Below are 18,944 nucleotides of genomic sequence, written 5' to 3'. Positions count from 1 at the left end.
AAGACGCTTAGTTAGCGTCTCTAGATCAACCTTTTAGTTTTTTTGCTAATGCGATGAACGGTGATAATACTACTAACACACCAATAAAAACAGTTAATATTTGTCCTGGACCACCTTCAGGAATTAAATTGAACTCGGGCATCGTACACCTCCTAAAAATAACCTTTTCTAGTAATACGTTATATTAATCTGGAGGTTTCACAATCTACTACTAGCGTTGACATTCGACTTAAGCCACTTTTTTGTACAATGTTTTAGTTGTTACAAATAACATGAAACTGTTGATTAATAAACCTACTAAGTTTACATAGAAAAGGTTTATTCTTGTTAAATTGTACAAACCCATAAAATCAAATCAAGGAAAATGAGTAAGGAAATTATAAGTGCTACTGTTTTTTGTTTATTTTTATATGTATTCAACCTAAAATTAGTTATTTATTAAATGTACGGGGATACCACCAACAATCTTACCTTTGGTAATTTGTACTATCTTATCTTTCTGAACCCATTCCACTTTTGCCCCCAAAATCTTACTAAAGAATTCTAGAGGTACAAAAACACGATCGTCCTTAATTACTGCAGCTTCATCAAACGTAAAAAAACCACCGTCTACGTTTGCACGGTTTGCGCCAACATTTAGTGCAACGATATTTTCTTCTTGATAATATAGAAAAACAGCTTGATTAGGTTCCGACTCCCATACCACACCCAAATCCAATGCGTCACTTACAAATCGAATTGGTACCATGGTATGTTTACTACTTGAATCGATGTATGGTTGAGCATCTGGAAAATTAATTACCGAACCATTTATCTTTACCTCCACATGGTGCTGTGGTTGAAGCTCCGTTACTGTTATTGGCTTCTTTACCTCCACATATTGCATCGATTTAAATGCCATTACTGTTTTCGGAATAGCAATCATCCACATGAGAGCCAAACACACAGTTAGTTTTGCAGCGTTACTTTTTTTAAACATTTTGTTTTCCTCCTTTTAAAATAAATAGAAAATACAAAGATTTCCTGCCTCTTCATATTATAGATATACTTAGAGATATCTCATTGTCAATTGCTTCCTTCTCCATAGCCTTTCTTTCCTTACATGTGACATCCTCTCTTATTTCAACTTACTTTTTATATGTTTCATATTTGTATAAAAGACACTCTATTTATATAGCAACTTGTGTTCGCTCATATTTACCCTTCTACATATAGGTGGCTTTTGCATGACAAAAAAAGCTACTCAGTAATAAGTGAGTAGCTTTGGTATCCGATCAATATTCAAACATATCTTATTCTTCTTTTACCCAAACCGTATACCAATGAGTATCTGTAGTATACTGCTTATCAATATGCGAAAATTTGTATTGCTCACCACTATACGTGATATAAGTACCTACAAAATCACTTTCAGAATAATCTTTCTTAGGATACTTAAAACCGACAGCATTACATTCTTTGCAGTATTTATTAGGTTGAACGGAAGACACTACATTACCTTGAGCTAATGCTGGAACTGCCATAGTTAGTATTGCTACCGCACTTAATGAAGCTAATATTTTTTTCATAATAAGCCTCCTCTAATAAATTGTTGGATAATTATTACATAATATCCAAGTTCTATTATACAGAAGATTCTTATAAATGATAATAAGAATTTTATATCTTCTAATTTTAAATCACTTTTACTTATCATCTACTATAGAGGGCTGTTGCATGATAAAAAGCCTACCCTCCAAGAAATAGACTCCATCTCAATATATTTCACATACCTAAGGATATTTACTTGTTATCATGTTATACTTGTAAAAATTGGTATATATGGAGGGTGGGTACTATTATGAAAGTAAGATCAGTTGGGTTATTTACACTTATTCTTTTAGGTCTTCTTAATTACTATGCAGCTTCTCCATCTATAGAAGAACCTACAGTGGGAACAGGTGCACCTCCTGAATATTTATCCATACAAGATTTAGATAATATTACATTTGAAGACTATAATGACAAAACAAAGACCATAAAAATACCAATCAAATCTATACCAGAATTTAATGAGATCTACTCAGAGTTAGATAATGATAACCTAAAAAGAATGGAACTGGGTGTTGCTACCCGTGGGATGATCCTCTTAGAAAATAAGGATGCAACCTATTTACTTCTAAAATATCAATGTGGAGTTAAACTTTGTAACTCTCTTTTACTAAAAAAAGAGAATGAAAAAATCACAACACTACCCATAAATGAAACATTCCTTTTTGCAGATTATCAATTTTCATCAGATAAAAAATCGTTAGCTCTTTCCTATATTACTATTCATTATGTAGACTTCCATCACAGTGACAAGGTATATAAAACATATACTGTCTATATAGTTGATCTGCCTACTTTCAAAATTAAGAAAACCTTAGAGCTGAAGCAGGAACCAGATTTTACTAAACTTTTAAAATAAAAAACGGGGGATTATTCCCCCATTCTCATTTTTTAAAATGAACTACTGTAATTTAATGACCCATATCCAAAATCACTGATATCATAACGCTTATCTCCATAATATCCGTAGCCTTGTTTGATTAGAGATCGTCTTTTAAATTGGTGAGCTGCATCATCTGGAATAAAATCTAAAATAATACTCAAGCGATCTTCATCAGGCATAGACCTATTATCATGTGCTTTACGATACTCGTCTTCTTTTTCTCGAATTTCACGCAAAATTCGTTGCATATTATTAAAACTCCAACTTTGAACCACGTGATCAAAAACAAAAGCAAGACCTTGTGTTGAAATAATACCAAATGAATCACAAAAACCTTCCGCTCGATTAACAAAATCCATCGCCACATCTTCCTGGCACTTTTGATTATTTCTACTTCTTCCCATCTCCATGAATGGCTTCTCCCATTCCTTTATTACTACTCCACGATTGGAAATACTTGCTCCCCATTGAACCTGTTGTCTAAAACCGTACTCAAAAACTACTTTTTTAAGGATATCTCCTTTTTCTTTTCCGAAAATAGAGTAGAATTCTTTTTCATGATATGAAATATATTGTTTTAAAACTGGTTGAAGAGTTCTCTGTCCAAAGTTAAATTGAATAATTCCAAAAGAGATACCCTGACCATCAAAGTTACCAGCCAAGTTTGAGTAGCCATAATGACCCTCAAAAAACCCTGAATGTTGTAGTAAATCACGTACTAAATAGCTTGCAATTGCCATTACTTCACGCCCTTTATTATATTTTGGTAGCAAAAAAGCCCACCATACAGGGAGTGAGTTAGTCATGACCTCACTGAGAAAGTTCCCTGTGTGCTGAGCATAAAAAGGTTATCCGATTTTATCGTACAACCTTTTTATTTAGTAGTTTGATTTCCATATGTGATCCCACCTTGATGTAAAAAAAGCACCTAACAAGGCGCTTCCTCATCTTTTATAATCAAATTTCGCAGGGTATACCCAATTACAATTACCGATTCCTACACTTGTTAACTCCTTTATAATTTGATTTTCATTATTCATCAAAATATGCTTTTCATTTTTTCTTTCAGAATCATAAACAAACAAGATATTTTCATTTTTTATTGTTTTATAAGAAATTTCTATTCTATTTAGTGTTAATATTTTAAATCTAGGATTGGCTACTGGAACAAAAAGTTCAATCCCTTTTTCAAGAGATGTCATATTGCAGGTTACTTCATAAGGGTGAGTACCGTACTCATTATTTAAAAAGGCTCTAATTCGGCATTTAAATACAATATCTGGCAAACCAACATGATGTATTTTAAAAAATAAAATCCTTTTAGCTCCCAACTTTTTTAATTCCTTATAATCCTCAGTTTCAATTAGTTTACTATTAGGATTGGTTTTTATATTCAAAAGGTCACTACGAGCATAAAATTCTTCTACAACAAAGAATGATCGATTTGATTCTATGTCGTTCTTTTCATTTTCTAATCGTTGCGCTTTGATTTGTTTTGCAGCTACTAAATAAGCAACAATACCACCAATAATTCCTCCAATAATAGACCCTACAGCTCCAATTAACGCAGCATCCAAATTTTCATTGAAATCAATGAATATGTTAAACCAGCTAACAACAACTATTCCAAGAAAAATCCACATTGCTATTAGTCCGGTGTACCCTTTTAACATTTCTAGTGTTTTCTTATCCACATTATCCCCCCTAATACCATTTTGAGGTAATAGAAGGAAGCTGTCTACTATAAATTCCCACTTCTTCGGCAGGGGACTCCGCCGTGATCCACTCCTTTAGCCGCTACGGTCACGATTGCCCAGGAGGTGGGTATGAGCTGCGAGACCCTATTCTACTGCCTCACAACCAGGAGTGGAGTATTCATATGATGAGTGTCACGGGACAGAGGGCAAGTGACTAATAGCCATTCTTGCAAAAGATACTCCTCTGTCCGGTGCATCCCATTTATAAGAGCGGTCTACAAACTCCGAGAGGGGCGCCAAGCTTGTTCAACCGCTTCGGCTAAACAAATCTATAATCTATCAATTCCCCGCTACAACCGTCGCAGACCAGCGCGTTCAGACTCCGAATGCCCCCTCTCGTTTGGCAAGCATTCATCATCATCCATAGATTGCTTCGAGTACGTCGTTGATAAGGGATAGGCGCTTCTCCCAAGGACACGTGTTCGTGTTCTTAATACAAGAGTACCGATTTCGCCTTTTAAAAACGTCCAGCATTTTATCCCTATTTTTATCCATGTTTTTGTCCTACTTTTTGTCGGGTTTTTGTCGGGAAAATAAAAAAGCTGCACTCAAATGATACCGAGTGCCGTTGCAATTTGAGAGATTGCTTCTCCCTTTTTGATATAGTATTGATCTTTTGTTAACCCTAAATCTAAATAAACATTTATGTCATTTACTCTTGTTGGGCTGAGGTATTTTTCCTCAATGATTTTCCGTTCTATTTCGTCCAACGAATACTGCAAAGCTCGTTCTATTTGTTGTGCCTTCAGGTTGTTTGCCATCTCAGTTGGATTAAGACGCGGAAACAGTTGTACAATCCCATTTTCGGCTTGCTCTTGTTTATTCTGTACAGCAACCCGTAAAGCTTTGTATTTTTTTAGCTCTTTAGCAACAACTCTTCTAACTGCTTTCTCATCTACAGGTGGAAACATAGCTAGTTGCTCGTGCATTGTGTTCATCAATCATTCCCCCTCACCATCTGCTCATGGTATACTTTAGTTGCCTAGACTAAATCCATGGCTCCCTGATGAGGGGGCTTTTTTTATTTATTCATAAGCACTGATAAATTCATTTAGTGCATCCCTTACCTTCTTAGCATCTTCTACATTTAGGTGAGGGGTATCATCTTTCCCGTTTCTTTTACAATATATCTATGTGGCTGGCTCATCAGCGGAGCTGCTATGTTGAATACATATTTCATTCCCTCGATTGTCGGTAAACTCATCATAAACGGGGAAGTTACGGCTTGTATAATATCTGGGCATTCTTATCACTCCTTTTACACACTGCTCACATACGGAGCAATGTCCATGCCTTTAGCTTTTAACACGGCTAATGATACAGCTCTAGGAGCAGACTCTTTTTCTTCATGTGTTGCTAACATCACCCTGTAACAATCAAAAACATTCACCGTAAAACCTTCATCAAAATTAAAAGCTCTTAAATGTGATACTAAAATTACGTTCCACCATAGTTTGCTTTTTATTTCTTCCAGCAACATCAGCATGCCGTTACCTGTTGAGGAAAATTTCAGTTCGTCTATCCTGCACGTCCATTCTCCATTAATGTAAACTGATTCATCTTTCACTTCCCACCCCAAGCACTCGGCTACTTTCGCGTCAATCTCCCTACTCATTGGCTTCCTCCTCTACGTCAGATGACATAGAATTAATCAGGCCAACCATTAAACTTCTGATAAACTCATGTCCCTTATTATTCTGTTCTGCCTCATGTAATTGCTCAGCTAACAGCAATATGGAAGATTTCTTTAACCCTAGAACACTGGCATAACATTCTAGTAATTCAAGCGATGGCTGCTTTTTATTATTTTCAATCTCTGACAGATAACTAGTAGAAATCCCTAGTTCCTTGCTCATCTCAATAGCCGTATATCCGTATATAAGGCGTAGTCTTTTCAACGTATTTCCTATCTGTTGGATCATTCCGCATCCTCCCTTATCACAAGTAATGGTTTTGTCTACACATCCATCTGCTCTGGGTGCTTTCCTTTGTTCCAAAGTTCAAGATAGTATTCAGAATCGTCCAAAGTGCATTCGATATCACTGATTCTTTCCTGCAACTCGACAATCCGCGCCTTTCCTTTCTGAATAATCGCCTCTAAGCAAGGTTTGCATTTAGAATCAGTAAACGGTGTGCCTCCGCAAGTGCATGTATTCATATAGAACTCCTCCCTTTCATTCAGTCTTGCTATTCGATTCTAAAAAACGCTCTGCATATCTTAGTTGCTGTTGAATATACAAATCGTCCTCTTTTCCTCCACTTGCAAGCCAATCGCCTATACGTTGATTGATATCTAGTAATACCTCTAGTGGTAGTTGTCCCATGATTTTAGTTATTTGCTCAAGATAAGTCATTGCTCTTCTCCCTTTCAGCAATGGTTATGTTAAATCGCTTGAACAATATAAATTTCTTTGATGCGTGATTTTCCTATGTCGTAAAACTCCGAGCCTTGGCACCATAAATTTTTTGCTTTGTTGTAAACAAGTTCATCGTTTTTGTTAATGTAAACCCAATGATTTGTAACCGTTATTTGCTTATATTCTTCTACTAATATGATAGGTACGCCTCTTGTCCATTTTTTACACCCATGATGAATTTCAGAGGTTCTTGGATCTTCATATTTCGTCATTTCCTCTAGTTTCTCGATTTTGATTAGGTTGACCATTCCTGTACCTCCCATTTGCAAAATTCCGTGTTGTGTAAATTAACCTAGTGAAAAAGTAATTACACAATTTCCTATTTTTTTATATAATCGAAATGTCTCACAAACTTAAAAAGCAGGTGATTTCCTTGATTGACATGGGCGAAATTATACATAGTTTTTTTGCATTGCTGCCTATTTTCTTAAATATTTTCTTTAGTATCTGGGCCTATCGCGATTCAAGAAGTAGAGGTAATAGTAAGGAATTCTCACTCATTGCATTAATAGTTGTATTGGCTTTTCCTATCATTGGTTTGTTAATATATTTGGTCATTCGAAGAAATTAGTTTTTTGAGGTGTAAGGGGATGACGATGCCCCTTACACTGTTTGAGTAATCAGTTGTTCGGTCATTGTGCTTCCTCCATTTTCAGCTCCTTACCATAGATAAAGAAGTTTCCTATGTCCACCAATTTTGCAACAAACGGATCACTGCTTACTTTCCACTCCTCGCAACCGCCAATATAGGTATTTCCTTTACCATCGGTCATCCAATCACATCCCGCGTCATCTGGTTTACCACAACTCATGTAAGCCTCACGTATTACCTGATAACCTAAGTCTTTTAACGAAACTTCCACCTCTACTTCTTCTTTTTTGATGCCTCTGATTTTTATTAAATTCATTTTTCTAGCGCCCTCCTATTTTTGTCACAAATGATAGAGATATGCTCTATCAAAAGGAGTTGATATCATGCAAAAATCGTTTTTTCATATCGTGCCGTGTAGCCGATCTGCTAGGCTAATTCGAAAGTTTCGACTACACAGCATCCTTTTGAAGTTGAACCTATCCCAAACAGCGATAACGTTCGTTTTGTTTTTCCTGATCTACCTGTGCGGCAGTATCATGTCGTGCATTTGGTATTTGGAAGAGCTGGTGAGGCTTATCCATGGTCTGGAGAGTAATTCTTGCTCTCCGCCCACTCTCGCAACGCCTGAGCATCGTCAATCTCTATCCATGTAAAGCCGTAGTTCATTCGGTTTCCATCTCCTCACGAATGACTTGTTTCTGCCAATCTAGTTGTTCTTTGTTCAACATTAATTTAACTATTTGATTGTCCTGTGTATCCATTGAGGCTCACTCCTCTTGATTTATTGGTTAACTAACATGTCCGAACACGCCACCTTTACGGTTTCCAATCTCTCCATGCTCGTTTTGATCCATAATGAGTATTGCTACCTCGTTAACATGTCTTTTTACCGTTTTAGCAATATCGACAATAGATATCCCTTTTCTCCATAACTGCCGTACCGTATCTATTTCACTTTCCAACCAGATGAAGTCGTACTCTTCGCAAGCAATGTATAATGGACGGCCTTTGAATTTACCTTCACCAGCTAATTTGTTAGCTTTTTTCGCTGAGATGTACCCCATTCACGCCACTCCCATCATCCGATCTACATATACCAGGTAATCCAATGAGGCTCTTTGAGATTTCTGAACTAGATAAGCGTAAATTTCGAACTCATCATAAGGTATGCTTTTACGGCCTCCTAGACGGGCGTTAAGCACGTACATTTGAATTAATGAGTATGGGACAAAGTAAACCTCCCTCTTACTTGCAAACTCGATTAGAAAGAAGCACAGGGCGCCATTTAATTCTGTCTTTGCCAAATGTTCTAACTGGTGATCACCGATGTTTGCTAGTGAAAAGCTTGTATGACTCTTAGTTGACTTTGCCTCGAAAAAGATGGCTCTGCCTTTGTATACTCCGTAATAATCGACTGTAGATTTTGAACCATAAACAGCTTTCTTGATGTTTGTTCCTTCTGTTTTCAACACTTTTATAGGAGTGGGGAGTTTTTTAATTACTGCGATATCTTTTCGTTCGTATTGCTTATTTGCTAGCTCTAGCATTTGCTCAAATGCCATTCCTCTATTTGCATAGCTTGTGTTCATTCTCATGCTCTCCCTCCGTTTGCTCACTCTTGATTTAACAGATGTGGACGCTCGTAGATATTGCCGATGACTACCGCATGATTTGGATAAATTTTCACTCCACATCAAGCTTGATCATTTCCCAATCAAGCATGTATTTATCTTCTTTATCCCATGCACGAAACTTTATCTCTCGCATTCTAGCGCCTCCCATCTAGCTTGAACCTCTGCCAAGCCCTTCTGATAATCTGTAAGACTGCCCTCTAGGATTCTTCTGGAGTAGTCATACTGCATGTTTTTGATATCTTCTTCTAACTCATGGATGTAATTTTTAAAGTAAGTAATTTGTAAAGCTAATACTGCTTTCTCGTTGTTCATTTTTATGCTCCTTTGATGTCATACAAGAAACTCAATTGACTGTTCGCATCCTCAATTTCACGTAAAAGTTCACCCTGTGGAGACCACTGTTGTAGATATTCTTTCGCCTTATCAAATTCTTTTGCTGGTGTATTACGATAGGAGTTGATCTTGAAATAACCGTGGTAGCTTTTCCTGCTGCGCTAAATAGTTTGTTGTTTAATTGCTTATAAGCAGCGCTACTTTTCCCACCTAGAATTTCTACTACACGACGTTTGCATAAAGTGTTCAATACTTGTTGTTGTCCATAATCTACTGTCTTGGTTTGCTCTAAATGGAGTACGCGGTTTTCAATCTCCTGAGTTTTCTTGTCGAGAAAGAAAATCGCTTGAACCTCAGGGCTTAATCCAAGATTTGAAACTTGTCCTACCACCCGATAGTAATCATCTACTAGCATTTCGTAGGCTTCCCACGCCTCGTCTGAGTTAAGAGATTTCGCTTGAAGCCACGCGCCTTTTTCCGTCCAAAGGTATAGGATTGGAGCAAATTTAAGGTTCCCCGATATTTGCGTAGAAGCTTTAAACTGTCTTAATTCCTCACCTTGTAGTACAAAGTAATGTTTGCCAACTTTGTATCGACTTTCATTATTTTGAAAGTTGTCGTGGATATGTTTTACATCTGCTCCATAAACTTCTGCTAACTGGTTTGTAGTAAGTACACGTTTACCTTGGTGTTCGATTACTTGTAATTGATTCATGCCTGATTCCTCCTAAACAGCCTGATTTAGTGAAGGCTCATATTTTTCCAACCGTTGTTTAAGCTCCTTAATCTGTTCTTCCAACTGACTTTGAATCTCTAGGACTGTTAGAAACTCATTAATTCGTTGTTGCCCTGCCTCTTGTTGTTTCATCATGAATTCAAATGCATCACGCTCGTTCATCAATCGTTGTAAGTCGTAGGTTGTCACTCTATCTGGACGCCCACGAAAGATATCTGTACGCATATGGCTAAGCTCATCTTGGGTAAGTCTTTTAAACATGTGTATATCCCTCCACATCTTTTAATCTGTAGTTCAATCCTTCGCCTTCGAATGTAACTCGATAATCTTTTGTCATTTTGTATAGCCGAGACCCTGTCCCCTCATCAATGATGCACATTTCCTCGAATGTTCTTTCTGACGAAACCAAGATTGGTAGATTATTTAAATACCGGTAATTAACGATGGCGAATAGCTGCTCTAGTTGAAAATCAGTAGGGTTTGCTCTTCTTTGAACAGATCATCCAGAAATAATACTTCAACCGTTTGTAACCTTCTAACTTTTGCATTCAACTGGTCAAAATCATCCTTCAACTCGTTAAGACCCTCAACCCACGGGAAGTAAAAAACTGGTACACCTCTTTTAATTAAGTTGTTTGATATTGCCATGAGTAGGTGGGTTTTCCCTGAACCTGGTCTCCCTAGAAGAGCTATACTATTTCGTTCCTCTTTTCGTATCTGTTCAAAATTTTTGAAGTATGCGGCCGCAATATCAAAAGCTTGCTGAATGACTGGTGGTCTGTTGTCGCAAATAAAACTTTTGAATCCCATTTTTCGGAATCCCTCTGTGATATGACTGGACTGAAACATACGTTCAATCCTTTTGAGTTCTCTGCACTCGCATTCTTGCCAAATCTCATACTTAATTTTCTTGCCCTTGCAATCATATTCATCACTGGACATCTTCCCACCTAAATCCTTGCACTTTAAGCACTGGTACTGAATTGATGTTGAGGTGGGCGAATTGATCGCCATTTTTCTTTGCAACTCCCGGAACTTTTCTTCTAGCCCCGCCCCTGCTTGGATCATATTTATCACCTCTAGAGGATTTGTCTTCTTTCATGTTCTGCAATCTGATAAGCCCCTGTCTTGCTTCTGGCTCGCTTGTGTTGCGAATGATACCGAATGCATACTCAGCAGGCTTATGACCGTAGTCCACAATGTATGTAGATAGCGCATAGGTGACGATGGCCTGATTTGCTTCTGCTGTTTGCTTAGAATCAATAGCATGTTTAGCTAGCCTGCCCCATAGCCCTTCAAGAACGCTGTTTGCTATCTTTCCTGATTTTCTTTGAAGTCTCACCAGATCGAAGTATTCAACAAACAAACGATTAGGCAATTCAATCCGGTTGAGGAGCTGTTGCGAGTCAACAAAAGAGGTAATGTCTTGTCGATTCCGACAAGATTCTTTTATATGTTTTACTTGTTGTTTATCTTGTTGTTTATCTTGTTGTTTAACTGCTGTTCTATTAGCGTTGTTCGGTGCGCTGTTCGGTGCGTTAATTTTTGAGTAGTTTTCCAGCTGCTGAAACCCGTCATAATTTACAATTGTGATTAGTGAAGCTTTGTTGCCTTTGTATTTTATCTGCTCCATTTTGATTAGATGGTTGCTTGATAATCTGTCTAGTGAAGTCCTGATCTGCTGGTAAGTCCATCCCATTACTTCGGGTAATTTCCTAACCGAGACAATCATTTGTCCTCTCTGGCACTCACTAGATGCCTTGTAATTCGCACCCTTCATCAGGTAGTTATAAAGCACCTCATCTATAAAATGTTCAAAGGTTATACGGGGGATGACCACGAAGCCCGCCCCGTATTTATCTGTTGTGTCCATCCTTCGCGCTCCCCTCTTATTACGATGCTCCTCGATACTTAAACATCAATTTTCACCATCCTAGAAAGGTAAGTCATCATCTGAAATATTGATTGGTTTGTCACTAGCGAAAGGGTCATCAAATGATCGACTATTGCTTTGTTGAGCTTGTCCATCTCTACTACCTAGGAACTGCACGTTATCAGCTACAACCTCAGTTACAAATACTTTCTTTCCTTCTTTGTTGTCATAGCTTCTCGTTTGTAAGCGTCCTTCTACAGCACATTGCTTACCTTTTCTAAGGTAGTTAGTACAAAGATCAGCCAATTGCCTCCATGCAACTATTCCAATAAAGTCAGTTTCTTTCTCTCCACTTTGACCAGAGAATCTACGATCAACTGCAATCGTGAAGGTTGTAACTGCTACGCCGTTAGGTGTGTATTTCATGTCAGGATCTTTAGTAAGGCGACCAATCAGGATTACTCGGTTAAGCACTTCTAGCTGCCTCCCTTTCTTTTATTTTCCTTGTAAGGTAAGCCTCCATTTGATTTTCGTTATATCCTCTTTCTATCTGATTCTGGTGCCATTCATCAAAGTCACCTAACGAGTACCCCACCAGTTGCCACTTAGCTTTTAATACAGCTTCTTTACTGTCGTTAACGTTCGGTTGAGCCTTTGATTGAGCTTTTGGCTTATTTTCATCTAATTCAGCAGAACTTACTTTGTCTGGGTCTTCTCCTGTAGGGATTGCAAAGGTTCTTAGAAGTAGATATTTATAGGCATATGTCATAGCCTTACCTACACCTTTATCTTGTGTATCTGCCCCTATTCCACTTGAAACAGCTTCTATGCTGTCTCCTGTATCTACATCAACAATCCGGTACCGAACATTCACTGTGGTAAGCTGGTCCACTTTGGAATGCTCTTGATGGATAGGGATTATCACAAGCCCATGTTCTCGCATTGCTTTTCCTACAGCAGACGTTACTTTCTCTTCTGAAATAGCCTTATATTTCGTGGTTTTAAACTCCACTTGGTCATCTTTCTGGAGATAGGAAACATCATTCATAACAGCGAGAATTTTTTTGTATACACTCATGTTCTCACTCCTATTTGATCTGTAAGGAAGTACCTTTTACTAGCGTTACACCTGGTATTTCCTCACCTGATTTCAAACGTTCTGACATCGACTTTTTATCCAGAATTGGCGGTGGCGTTACCCAGAACATTTGAGGGATTTCAATTTCGTTTACCACCTGTACTGAACCCGGACTTTTTCTAACTGAAATAGTGAAGATTGGCGTTTGGACCTTTTGTAATCCAGCAAGCTCTAGCTTCTCTTTAAGATGGAGTTTTAAGCCCTCCTGCTTCTTTTCTAGGCGTCTCCTACGTTCATCTAGGCGAGCCTCTTCAAGCTTAATCGCATCAACCTCAGCCGCGATATTCCGCACCATTTTAGCAATGTTATCAGCCTTATTTTCGATAGCATCCTCTAAAGCTTGGAAGTGTTAACTAGAGCCTCTGTTGGTGTCTCATCATCTAATATGATTTGCGCAACCTCGGCGTAAGCGTCAGCTAGTTCATACAGCCTCATAGTCCAACACCTCCGTAGAGCTTCATCACGTTGTCAAAGTGTTTTTTTACATCCACTAGGTATTCAAGGTTTTGTTCTGTTGAAAATTCCTCCCAAGATGAGGTTAGGTATTCTAGATCCTCACTAATGCTTTCTACCTTCTCCCGTAACTCATCCCCCGGTTCATTAAAGGCTTTAATACCATGCAGGAGATATCCTTGCTGATCAGGTTCAACACGCTCTACATGTTGTGGAAAATCATGCAATGCTGGCATACTGTTTTCCCTCCCGTACTAAAGCTGCTACATAATCTTCGCGGCGCCATAACTCTTCCCGTAAACCATTTCTTGTTGATTCCATTTCAGCAAGCTCTCTGCCGATCTTGTTTAACTTTTCTTCTAAGGCTCGCATGTCTTCATCCATTGATATAATTTCTGTATTTAAGCGCTCGATAGCACGATTTTGTTCATTTAGCTCCATTTGAACGGTTCTAAAATTTCGTTCCATGCTTGTCCAACCTCCGATTATTTGGTATTGTAGAGGTACAAATTTTTGTTTCGGGGTCCCCTGTTGGTAGCAGAGGATTTTTTATTGTTTAAGCGATGATTACTACCTTTTGGGTTTCCACTTGTTCTTGTAGATTTTCTGCTAAAAACTCTTTGATATTTCTCATAGCTTCTAGCTTCCACGCTCCTCCATCAGCTTCAAACAAGGCGCAACTTGGCCCGGATTTCATACGGAAGATAAACTCACTCTCTGGTTGATCAACTTCAACAAAAGTACGGTATGGTTTAAGCAATACTGGATTAGGTACTTTTACATTTGCTACCGTTGCCACACCTGTTTTAGCTACCACAGCTTGGGAAACTCCATCATCACCAACGGTGTTTACACTTTCCTCTTTGATATTGCCAACAACCTTTAACATAATGTCCCGATCCTCATTAGCTACAAAGCAAGATTGTAACTTGATGTTAAAATTTTCTGGATCATACCAATTATCAAATCTAAATTGAGGAATCATTGCCTCTGCACAAATCATGAAGTTTCTTTGATAATCTCGATTAAATGTAGTGAAGCATTGTACTTCTGTTGGTGAAACAACATGAATCATCAGTTCTTTATCCCCATCAAAATTTGATTTAATGTATTCGATTAGCCCTGATAAGCTATTTATTGAGATGGAACTCGGAACCGATGCCGAAACATGGTGTAGCTTCTGGGTAGAAAAGGCTTGTCCACCGATATCCCGAATTTCTACGTTCCCTAAACCGATTAAATATTCCAGTGCACTTTTCAACATTCAAAACACTCCTCTATATCCATTTTTATTTAAAACTAACCACGTTATCTGTAATCACATTCCCTTTATCATCAGCAATTTCACCATCAGGTGTTATATAGGTCTGACCTTTCATGCCTGATTTCAATTCAGCCCCTATGACTTGTCCGTTGTTGTCATAATCCATGATTAACTTAGTTTCTATTGGCTTTGCAGGAATCAGGGTTGATTTGGTTTGCACCTGTACAGCAGCAATATCTCGTTTTTCATCAGCTTTTATAGCTACTGTGATAGAAAGCTTTCTGACCTTATTAGCATCAGTATTAGGATCAGCGATATTAGTAAGAACTTTTGATAACTCAATACGAAAAGCTTCTGCTACGGCCCCTTCTGCAAAATCATCTAAACTGATCATGAATATTCCTCCTTGTTTATAAATATCTATTTTGCTATCCTATAAGTAGATAAATTGTGTTACGATGCCGTCTGTTGGTCGCAGGCGGTTTTTTCATGCTCTCTTATCGTTTTTTCGATCTCACGAGTGATCTGCCTATAAATTTCATATGCAATGTTGTCTCCATCTGTTTTGGCTATGACCATCATTCTTTGATAGAACAAGAGCTTTCTTTCAGCAGTCTCAATACTCACTTTTTCACCTCCCTTTCAGGATTCTTTCAATTTGTTCAGCTTGTCTTGATAACTTAATGTTTAAAACCTTTTCTGCTATGATTTGCTTCTTTTTAGCGTCAATAGGATCGCCATTCTGGAGGCTTATCTCAGATTGATCGAGCATCCCATTTACAATGTGATATAGCTCCTCTTCGTCCAAACCATCCAGCATTTCTTTCACCTTTTCACCTCCTTTACACCATTACTGATAGAACGTTTTGCATTATAGATGTCCCATCCATTCCACAGAAGAACGCTACAGCCACCTCCTTAGCTCCTGTGGCTTCTATCCAAGCGAGTGCCGTTGGAAAGTCAGGCACTTTTTTGTCTGTTTCCATCTTGCTTATGCAACTTCTTGAACGATTGAGCTTTTCGGCTAATTGTTCTTGGCTTAACCCTGCTCTTTCTCTGCAAGCGTGCAGTATCGCTCCGAACTTCTTCACTTTTCTCTCTCCTTCTTCAAACTTGTTCCAATTTGTTCCAAATAAGAACAGCCAAATTTGATAAATAGTTTTACAATTAAGTTGTGTTCATCTTCCATGCTTTCCCTCGGGCTGCTCACCTGGGGGAATTTTTTATCCGACTTGGTAACTTTCTTCTTCGGATTTACGCATCCATTCGTCGATAACTTCCTTTCGAAAAAAGATACGCCCTCTAACTCTTGTATTTGGTATTTGCTTTCTTTGAACCACTCTATAGATCGTGTCGGTACTAACACCTAAATAAGTTGCTAGTTCAGAAACGGACATTGTGGTTTTTGTCATATTAATCACTCCTATGCAGGTTGTTTATTTTTTGCTGTTTTAGCAATGGTATTTTCAAAAAAAAGCTTATCTATCTTACAATTAAGTTTCTTTGAAAGAGCAGGAACATGGTTTGCTTTAAAACAATAAGTACCTCTTTCATACTTCATATAAGTTGATGCGTTCTTAAAACCTAGTGTTTCTGCCATCTCTTGCAATGTTATACCTAATTCAGTTCTACGATTAGTGATATATTCTAAGTTTATTTGTTTCAATTTTAACTCTCACCACCTTTGCTATTTCAGCAAGATTATATTTTTATATTACATTGCCAAAACAGCAAAGTAAACATTTTGTTTTCTATTTTAGCAAATAACTTTTTTCTATTTTAGAAAATTGATAGAATGGTATTGCTGAAACGGAAAGGAGGTTTGGAGATGTCTATCGCTGGACCAATAATCAAAATGCTACGCGAAAAAAGAGAATGGTCTCAAATTTATCTTGCTGAAAGATTAGGTATAAATAACAGTGTGTTATCAAGAATTGAAGCTGGGAAGCGTGATGTAGAAGATTACTTGCTTAATAAAGTTGCGGATATTTTTGATGTAACATCTGATTATTTGCTCGGCAGGACAAATGATCCAAGCCCCAAAAATACAGGGCTTAATGCCGATAATGATTCAAATATAGGTTTAGCCTTTTCTGATGGAGGAGAAAAAGAACTCACTGAGGAAGAAGAGGAATACCTGAAAGAGAGTCTGATACTCTTTAGAAAGCTAAAAGAAAAGCGATCAAAAAAATAATAAAAACCTCTTAGCCCTATGGGCTATTATTTTCAACCATAAATACGAACGTACGTTTGAGGAAAGAGGAGACATCATGGATTTTTCACTTTATAAGACAATGCCGTTAGAAGATTGGATTAACTCAACTTACCTCCGAAACTCTATTTGCACTCCTAATGATCTTGATATTGAACAGATTTCATCTTTCTTTGGAGGAGAGGTTATCTATCTACCAACAAATTCTCATGCCAGATGGATTGATGATGGAACTAATGAATTTCTTATAGTGTTGAATAATCGTTTAGATGAGATAGCTATACGTGGAGCATTCTGCGATTTACAAGAGGCACAAGCTTTTCATTTTCAATTGTACTCTTCAATACCGTTTTATATGGTCAGAGAACTCGATCTCCCTCTGTATGAAAAAGACATATCTCAATATATAAGTCATATATTCAGAGTTCCCATTGAACTTGCCACACATCGCTTTAAACAAATTAAAGCACGTATTCAACAGGAAGAATACCGACTTACTATTTCAGCACATCTTCAGGAATGGTATAGAAAGTCCAATCCAGAAAACTGGTCAGACGAAACGAAAACACTTTTTCGTCTGGCGCTTAAAAGGAAGTTTGAAACAGAAAGAGAAGTCGTTATTAGCTAAAGTAGCTGTTTATCACACTCCTTATTTGTTCTTATAAAATTGGTAATAACTTTGAGGTTCTTTCATATTCCATTACTTTTTGCAAAACGTAAGGAATTACTACATATAAAATCTGAAAATGAGGTGGAGAGATTGGCTAGCATTGAAAAACGCGGTAAAGACTCTTTTCGTTTAGTAGTGGAAGCTGGCTATGATGCAAATGGCAAACGAATTAAGCGTACAAAGACTATTAAAGGTGTAGGTAAACGTGAAGCAGAAAAGGAATTAGCTAAATTTATCATTGAAGTGGAGGCAGGAGAATACATTGCTCCAGAGAAGATGACATTAGCTACTTTTGTAGACGAGTGGAACGAAAAATATGCTAAAAGGGAATTAGCTCCTAAAACATTGGAGAATTATCTTATTCAAATCAATAATAGAATTCTTCCTGAATTCGGGCATATGAGATTAGATCAAATAAAGCCACTCCATATAATCACCTTCATTAATAAGCTTCAGGGCGAAGGTAATAGAAACGATAACAGAGAAGGAAAGCTTTCTTCTAGTATGATCGAATACATCCATAAAGTTCTTAAAAATATTTTCAATCGTGCTGTAGAATGGAAAGTCATAAAAAACATCCAATGGAATCCTTAAAAAAGCCTAAGGTTGAACAAGAAGAAATGTCAGTTTATGAAGAAGAAGAGATTCGACTGCTCTTTATAGCACTAGAGAAAAAATCCTTAATGTGGAGAACTATGGTGACACTTGCCCTTACTTGTGGTCTGAGAAGAGGTGAATTACTTGCCTTAGAATGGGATAATGTGAACTTCGAGGAAAGTTATATCTATATTAAACATTCACTATCCTATTCCAAAGAGTCTGGATACCTAATCAAAGAGCCTAAGACAAAAAACTCCAAGAGAAAAGTATCTATTCCTTTAAGTCTAATACCAGACCTAAAAGAATTAAAAAAACAAGCAATGAAAGATCGGCTTAAAGCAGAGGAACTATGGGAAGGTGGCGAAAGGTTTTTTGTATTTACTTCTTGGCATGGTAAGCCTCTATATCCCTCAAGCGTAAAAACATGGTGGTCACGATTTACAAAAAGACACTCATTAAGATATATTCGTTTTCACGACTTACGCCACACATCAGCTACATTACTTATCAACCAAGGTGTACACACTAAGATTGTTAGTCAAAGATTGGGACATGCGAAAACTTCTACAACTAATGATATCTATGCTCATGTATTACTTTCTGCTGATAAAGAAACCGCCAAACATTTTGATTCTCTCCTACAAAATATATCGGTCCCCAAGTTAGCATTTAAGAGCCTGTGCTAGTAAATTAAACAACCCTGTTACATCAAAAAAAGCCTTGATTATCAAGGCTTTTAACGTTTCTGTTATGGTGATCCGGACTGGGTTCGAACCAGCGACCCCCACCCTG

At 37.6% G+C, this 18,944-nt stretch carries 36 protein-coding genes and 1 pseudogene; 6 read left to right on the top strand and 31 right to left on the bottom strand.

The window, feature by feature from the left end; all coding sequences use genetic code 11:
- Positions 1–427: 427 nt before the first annotated feature.
- Positions 428–979, bottom strand: a complete 552-nt coding sequence (locus QZ995_RS23005; RefSeq protein ID WP_301812217.1) for a copper amine oxidase N-terminal domain-containing protein — start codon at positions 977–979, stop codon at positions 428–430.
- 313 nt (positions 980–1,292) lie between these two features.
- Positions 1,293–1,568, bottom strand: a complete 276-nt coding sequence (locus tag QZ995_RS23000) for a hypothetical protein (protein WP_301812216.1) — start codon at positions 1,566–1,568, stop codon at positions 1,293–1,295.
- 272 nt (positions 1,569–1,840) lie between these two features.
- Between QZ995_RS23000 and QZ995_RS22995 the strand changes: the two genes are divergently transcribed.
- Positions 1,841–2,449 (top strand): hypothetical protein, encoded by a 609-nt coding sequence (locus QZ995_RS22995; protein ID WP_301812214.1) that lies wholly within the window; start codon positions 1,841–1,843, stop codon positions 2,447–2,449.
- A gap of 32 nt (positions 2,450–2,481) precedes the next feature.
- Here QZ995_RS22995 and QZ995_RS22990 read toward each other — a convergent pair whose 3' ends face one another.
- Positions 2,482–3,246 carry a hypothetical protein gene (locus QZ995_RS22990; RefSeq protein ID WP_301812212.1) on the bottom strand — a complete coding sequence of 255 codons (765 nt, stop codon included), beginning with the start codon at positions 3,244–3,246 and terminating at the stop codon, positions 2,482–2,484.
- A 171-nt stretch (positions 3,247–3,417) separates the two neighbouring features.
- Entirely contained in the window at positions 3,418–4,167 is a 750-nt protein-coding gene (locus tag QZ995_RS22985; RefSeq protein WP_301812210.1) for a hypothetical protein, read from the bottom strand.
- An 83-nt stretch (positions 4,168–4,250) separates the two neighbouring features.
- On the opposite strand from QZ995_RS22985, the gene QZ995_RS22980 reads away from it, so the two are divergent.
- A complete protein-coding gene (locus QZ995_RS22980) occupies positions 4,251–4,388 on the top strand; it encodes a hypothetical protein (protein ID WP_301812209.1) in 138 nt (45 codons plus the stop codon).
- A 390-nt stretch (positions 4,389–4,778) separates the two neighbouring features.
- On the opposite strand, the gene QZ995_RS22975 is transcribed toward QZ995_RS22980, so the two are convergent.
- From QZ995_RS22975 to QZ995_RS22850, 27 genes and pseudogenes are all read right to left on the bottom strand, one after another.
- Positions 4,779–5,168 (bottom strand): ArpU family phage packaging/lysis transcriptional regulator, encoded by a 390-nt coding sequence (locus tag QZ995_RS22975; protein ID WP_258425386.1) that lies wholly within the window; start codon positions 5,166–5,168, stop codon positions 4,779–4,781.
- A 320-nt stretch (positions 5,169–5,488) separates the two neighbouring features.
- Positions 5,489–5,845: a hypothetical protein gene (locus tag QZ995_RS22970; RefSeq protein ID WP_301812208.1), complete on the bottom strand. Its 357-nt coding sequence runs from the start codon at positions 5,843–5,845 to the stop codon at positions 5,489–5,491.
- Complete coding sequence (locus tag QZ995_RS22965; protein ID WP_301812207.1) at positions 5,838–6,152, bottom strand: helix-turn-helix domain-containing protein; 315 nt, start codon at positions 6,150–6,152, stop codon at positions 5,838–5,840. Before QZ995_RS22965 ends, QZ995_RS22970 begins: the two co-directional genes overlap by 8 nt.
- A gap of 35 nt (positions 6,153–6,187) precedes the next feature.
- On the bottom strand, positions 6,188–6,388 hold the full coding sequence (locus QZ995_RS22960) for a hypothetical protein (RefSeq protein WP_301812205.1): 201 nt from the start codon (positions 6,386–6,388) through the stop codon (positions 6,188–6,190).
- Between the two features lie 16 nt (positions 6,389–6,404).
- Positions 6,405–6,584 (bottom strand): DUF6877 family protein, encoded by a 180-nt coding sequence (locus QZ995_RS22955; protein ID WP_301812203.1) that lies wholly within the window; start codon positions 6,582–6,584, stop codon positions 6,405–6,407.
- A 29-nt stretch (positions 6,585–6,613) separates the two neighbouring features.
- Complete coding sequence (locus tag QZ995_RS22950; protein WP_301812201.1) at positions 6,614–6,895, bottom strand: hypothetical protein; 282 nt, start codon at positions 6,893–6,895, stop codon at positions 6,614–6,616.
- Positions 6,896–7,279: 384 nt separating this feature from the next.
- A complete protein-coding gene (locus QZ995_RS22945) occupies positions 7,280–7,555 on the bottom strand; it encodes a hypothetical protein (protein ID WP_301812199.1) in 276 nt (91 codons plus the stop codon).
- A gap of 472 nt (positions 7,556–8,027) precedes the next feature.
- Positions 8,028–8,303 carry a helix-turn-helix domain containing protein gene (locus tag QZ995_RS22940; protein ID WP_301812197.1) on the bottom strand — a complete coding sequence of 92 codons (276 nt, stop codon included), beginning with the start codon at positions 8,301–8,303 and terminating at the stop codon, positions 8,028–8,030.
- Positions 8,304–8,828 carry a Holliday junction resolvase RecU gene (locus QZ995_RS22935; RefSeq protein ID WP_301812196.1) on the bottom strand — a complete coding sequence of 175 codons (525 nt, stop codon included), beginning with the start codon at positions 8,826–8,828 and terminating at the stop codon, positions 8,304–8,306. It abuts the gene before it with no gap.
- A gap of 165 nt (positions 8,829–8,993) precedes the next feature.
- Positions 8,994–9,185 carry a hypothetical protein gene (locus QZ995_RS22930; protein WP_301812195.1) on the bottom strand — a complete coding sequence of 64 codons (192 nt, stop codon included), beginning with the start codon at positions 9,183–9,185 and terminating at the stop codon, positions 8,994–8,996.
- A 2-nt stretch (positions 9,186–9,187) separates the two neighbouring features.
- The gene (locus QZ995_RS23925) at positions 9,188–9,334 is read right to left on the bottom strand and encodes an ORF6C domain-containing protein (protein ID WP_366919721.1); all 147 of its coding nucleotides are present in this window, start codon (positions 9,332–9,334) and stop codon (positions 9,188–9,190) included.
- Positions 9,335–9,369: 35 nt separating this feature from the next.
- A pseudogene (locus QZ995_RS22925) lies at positions 9,370–9,921 on the bottom strand (ORF6N domain-containing protein); the annotation flags it as partial.
- Positions 9,922–9,933: 12 nt separating this feature from the next.
- Positions 9,934–10,203, bottom strand: coding sequence for a hypothetical protein (locus QZ995_RS22920; protein WP_301812193.1), 270 nt, complete (start codon positions 10,201–10,203; stop codon positions 9,934–9,936).
- A 198-nt stretch (positions 10,204–10,401) separates the two neighbouring features.
- Positions 10,402–10,956, bottom strand: a complete 555-nt coding sequence (locus QZ995_RS22915) for an ATP-binding protein (RefSeq protein ID WP_301812192.1) — start codon at positions 10,954–10,956, stop codon at positions 10,402–10,404.
- Positions 10,874–11,815 (bottom strand): hypothetical protein, encoded by a 942-nt coding sequence (locus QZ995_RS22910; protein WP_301812190.1) that lies wholly within the window; start codon positions 11,813–11,815, stop codon positions 10,874–10,876. The genes QZ995_RS22915 and QZ995_RS22910 overlap by 83 nt, the downstream gene beginning before the upstream one ends.
- 60 nt (positions 11,816–11,875) lie before the next feature.
- Entirely contained in the window at positions 11,876–12,289 is a 414-nt protein-coding gene (locus QZ995_RS22905; protein ID WP_301812189.1) for a single-stranded DNA-binding protein, read from the bottom strand.
- Positions 12,282–12,893, bottom strand: a complete 612-nt coding sequence (locus QZ995_RS22900) for an ERF family protein (RefSeq protein WP_301812188.1) — start codon at positions 12,891–12,893, stop codon at positions 12,282–12,284. The genes QZ995_RS22905 and QZ995_RS22900 overlap by 8 nt, the downstream gene beginning before the upstream one ends.
- Positions 12,894–12,903: 10 nt before the next feature.
- Entirely contained in the window at positions 12,904–13,248 is a 345-nt protein-coding gene (locus QZ995_RS22895) for a siphovirus Gp157 family protein (protein WP_301812187.1), read from the bottom strand.
- Positions 13,249–13,384: 136 nt separating this feature from the next.
- Positions 13,385–13,642, bottom strand: a complete 258-nt coding sequence (locus QZ995_RS22890; protein WP_301812186.1) for a hypothetical protein — start codon at positions 13,640–13,642, stop codon at positions 13,385–13,387.
- On the bottom strand, positions 13,626–13,874 hold the full coding sequence (locus QZ995_RS22885) for a hypothetical protein (protein WP_301812184.1): 249 nt from the start codon (positions 13,872–13,874) through the stop codon (positions 13,626–13,628). The genes QZ995_RS22890 and QZ995_RS22885 overlap by 17 nt, the downstream gene beginning before the upstream one ends.
- Before the next feature lie 88 nt (positions 13,875–13,962).
- Entirely contained in the window at positions 13,963–14,670 is a 708-nt protein-coding gene (locus tag QZ995_RS22880; protein ID WP_301812183.1) for a hypothetical protein, read from the bottom strand.
- A 25-nt stretch (positions 14,671–14,695) separates the two neighbouring features.
- Positions 14,696–15,064: a replication terminator protein gene (locus QZ995_RS22875; RefSeq protein WP_301812182.1), complete on the bottom strand. Its 369-nt coding sequence runs from the start codon at positions 15,062–15,064 to the stop codon at positions 14,696–14,698.
- A 59-nt stretch (positions 15,065–15,123) separates the two neighbouring features.
- A complete protein-coding gene (locus tag QZ995_RS22870; protein WP_157452806.1) occupies positions 15,124–15,297 on the bottom strand; it encodes a hypothetical protein in 174 nt (57 codons plus the stop codon).
- 4 nt (positions 15,298–15,301) lie between these two features.
- Complete coding sequence (locus QZ995_RS22865) at positions 15,302–15,490, bottom strand: hypothetical protein (RefSeq protein WP_064016976.1); 189 nt, start codon at positions 15,488–15,490, stop codon at positions 15,302–15,304.
- Between the two features lie 22 nt (positions 15,491–15,512).
- Positions 15,513–15,761: a helix-turn-helix domain-containing protein gene (locus QZ995_RS22860; RefSeq protein ID WP_301812178.1), complete on the bottom strand. Its 249-nt coding sequence runs from the start codon at positions 15,759–15,761 to the stop codon at positions 15,513–15,515.
- A gap of 132 nt (positions 15,762–15,893) precedes the next feature.
- Complete coding sequence (locus QZ995_RS22855; protein WP_301812177.1) at positions 15,894–16,082, bottom strand: helix-turn-helix domain-containing protein; 189 nt, start codon at positions 16,080–16,082, stop codon at positions 15,894–15,896.
- Positions 16,083–16,093: 11 nt separating this feature from the next.
- A complete protein-coding gene (locus tag QZ995_RS22850) occupies positions 16,094–16,336 on the bottom strand; it encodes a helix-turn-helix domain-containing protein (RefSeq protein WP_301812175.1) in 243 nt (80 codons plus the stop codon).
- Between the two features lie 162 nt (positions 16,337–16,498).
- On the opposite strand from QZ995_RS22850, the gene QZ995_RS22845 reads away from it, so the two are divergent.
- The 4 genes from QZ995_RS22845 to QZ995_RS22830 all read left to right on the top strand — a co-directional run bounded on the left by QZ995_RS22845 (position 16,499) and on the right by QZ995_RS22830 (position 18,838).
- Positions 16,499–16,864, top strand: a complete 366-nt coding sequence (locus QZ995_RS22845; protein ID WP_301812173.1) for a helix-turn-helix domain-containing protein — start codon at positions 16,499–16,501, stop codon at positions 16,862–16,864.
- Positions 16,865–16,940: 76 nt separating this feature from the next.
- A complete protein-coding gene (locus QZ995_RS22840) occupies positions 16,941–17,510 on the top strand; it encodes a hypothetical protein (protein ID WP_301812171.1) in 570 nt (189 codons plus the stop codon).
- 132 nt (positions 17,511–17,642) lie between these two features.
- Positions 17,643–18,146, top strand: a complete 504-nt coding sequence (locus QZ995_RS22835) for a phage integrase N-terminal SAM-like domain-containing protein (protein WP_301812170.1) — start codon at positions 17,643–17,645, stop codon at positions 18,144–18,146.
- Positions 18,110–18,838 carry a site-specific integrase gene (locus QZ995_RS22830; protein WP_301812168.1) on the top strand — a complete coding sequence of 243 codons (729 nt, stop codon included), beginning with the start codon at positions 18,110–18,112 and terminating at the stop codon, positions 18,836–18,838. The genes QZ995_RS22835 and QZ995_RS22830 overlap by 37 nt, the downstream gene beginning before the upstream one ends.
- Positions 18,839–18,944 lie beyond the last annotated feature (106 nt).

Origin of the sequence: Brevibacillus laterosporus (assembly GCF_030489605.1) — a bacterium.
Lineage (GTDB): Bacteria > Bacillota > Bacilli > Brevibacillales > Brevibacillaceae > Brevibacillus_B > Brevibacillus_B laterosporus_E.
Note: the sequence above shows the minus strand (reverse complement) of the source record. Positions and strands in the feature narration are given on the sequence as shown.

Coding starts and splice junctions, on each gene's coding strand:
- QZ995_RS22960 (WP_301812205.1), bottom strand. CDS start 6,388: ATGAATACATGCACTTGCGGAGGCACACCGTTTACTGATTCTAAATGC.
- QZ995_RS23005 (WP_301812217.1), bottom strand. CDS start 979: ATGTTTAAAAAAAGTAACGCTGCAAAACTAACTGTGTGTTTGGCTCTC.
- QZ995_RS22895 (WP_301812187.1), bottom strand. CDS start 13,248: ATGGTGCGGAATATCGCGGCTGAGGTTGATGCGATTAAGCTTGAAGAG.
- QZ995_RS22840 (WP_301812171.1), top strand. CDS start 16,941: ATGGATTTTTCACTTTATAAGACAATGCCGTTAGAAGATTGGATTAAC.
- QZ995_RS22910 (WP_301812190.1), bottom strand. CDS start 11,815: ATGGACACAACAGATAAATACGGGGCGGGCTTCGTGGTCATCCCCCGT.
- QZ995_RS22915 (WP_301812192.1), bottom strand. CDS start 10,956: ATGGCGATCAATTCGCCCACCTCAACATCAATTCAGTACCAGTGCTTA.
- QZ995_RS22830 (WP_301812168.1), top strand. CDS start 18,110: ATGGAAAGTCATAAAAAACATCCAATGGAATCCTTAAAAAAGCCTAAG.
- QZ995_RS22890 (WP_301812186.1), bottom strand. CDS start 13,642: ATGCCAGCATTGCATGATTTTCCACAACATGTAGAGCGTGTTGAACCT.
- QZ995_RS22975 (WP_258425386.1), bottom strand. CDS start 5,168: ATGAACACAATGCACGAGCAACTAGCTATGTTTCCACCTGTAGATGAG.
- QZ995_RS22875 (WP_301812182.1), bottom strand. CDS start 15,064: ATGATCAGTTTAGATGATTTTGCAGAAGGGGCCGTAGCAGAAGCTTTT.
- QZ995_RS22930 (WP_301812195.1), bottom strand. CDS start 9,185: ATGAACAACGAGAAAGCAGTATTAGCTTTACAAATTACTTACTTTAAA.
- QZ995_RS22965 (WP_301812207.1), bottom strand. CDS start 6,152: ATGATCCAACAGATAGGAAATACGTTGAAAAGACTACGCCTTATATAC.
- QZ995_RS22935 (WP_301812196.1), bottom strand. CDS start 8,828: ATGAACACAAGCTATGCAAATAGAGGAATGGCATTTGAGCAAATGCTA.
- QZ995_RS23000 (WP_301812216.1), bottom strand. CDS start 1,568: ATGAAAAAAATATTAGCTTCATTAAGTGCGGTAGCAATACTAACTATG.
- QZ995_RS22865 (WP_064016976.1), bottom strand. CDS start 15,490: ATGCTGGATGGTTTGGACGAAGAGGAGCTATATCACATTGTAAATGGG.
- QZ995_RS22940 (WP_301812197.1), bottom strand. CDS start 8,303: ATGGGGTACATCTCAGCGAAAAAAGCTAACAAATTAGCTGGTGAAGGT.
- QZ995_RS22950 (WP_301812201.1), bottom strand. CDS start 6,895: ATGGTCAACCTAATCAAAATCGAGAAACTAGAGGAAATGACGAAATAT.
- QZ995_RS22880 (WP_301812183.1), bottom strand. CDS start 14,670: ATGTTGAAAAGTGCACTGGAATATTTAATCGGTTTAGGGAACGTAGAA.
- QZ995_RS22995 (WP_301812214.1), top strand. CDS start 1,841: ATGAAAGTAAGATCAGTTGGGTTATTTACACTTATTCTTTTAGGTCTT.
- QZ995_RS22845 (WP_301812173.1), top strand. CDS start 16,499: ATGTCTATCGCTGGACCAATAATCAAAATGCTACGCGAAAAAAGAGAA.
- QZ995_RS22885 (WP_301812184.1), bottom strand. CDS start 13,874: ATGGAACGAAATTTTAGAACCGTTCAAATGGAGCTAAATGAACAAAAT.
- QZ995_RS22920 (WP_301812193.1), bottom strand. CDS start 10,203: ATGTTTAAAAGACTTACCCAAGATGAGCTTAGCCATATGCGTACAGAT.
- QZ995_RS22855 (WP_301812177.1), bottom strand. CDS start 16,082: ATGACAAAAACCACAATGTCCGTTTCTGAACTAGCAACTTATTTAGGT.
- QZ995_RS22900 (WP_301812188.1), bottom strand. CDS start 12,893: ATGAGTGTATACAAAAAAATTCTCGCTGTTATGAATGATGTTTCCTAT.
- QZ995_RS22970 (WP_301812208.1), bottom strand. CDS start 5,845: ATGAGTAGGGAGATTGACGCGAAAGTAGCCGAGTGCTTGGGGTGGGAA.
- QZ995_RS22945 (WP_301812199.1), bottom strand. CDS start 7,555: ATGAATTTAATAAAAATCAGAGGCATCAAAAAAGAAGAAGTAGAGGTG.
- QZ995_RS22955 (WP_301812203.1), bottom strand. CDS start 6,584: ATGACTTATCTTGAGCAAATAACTAAAATCATGGGACAACTACCACTA.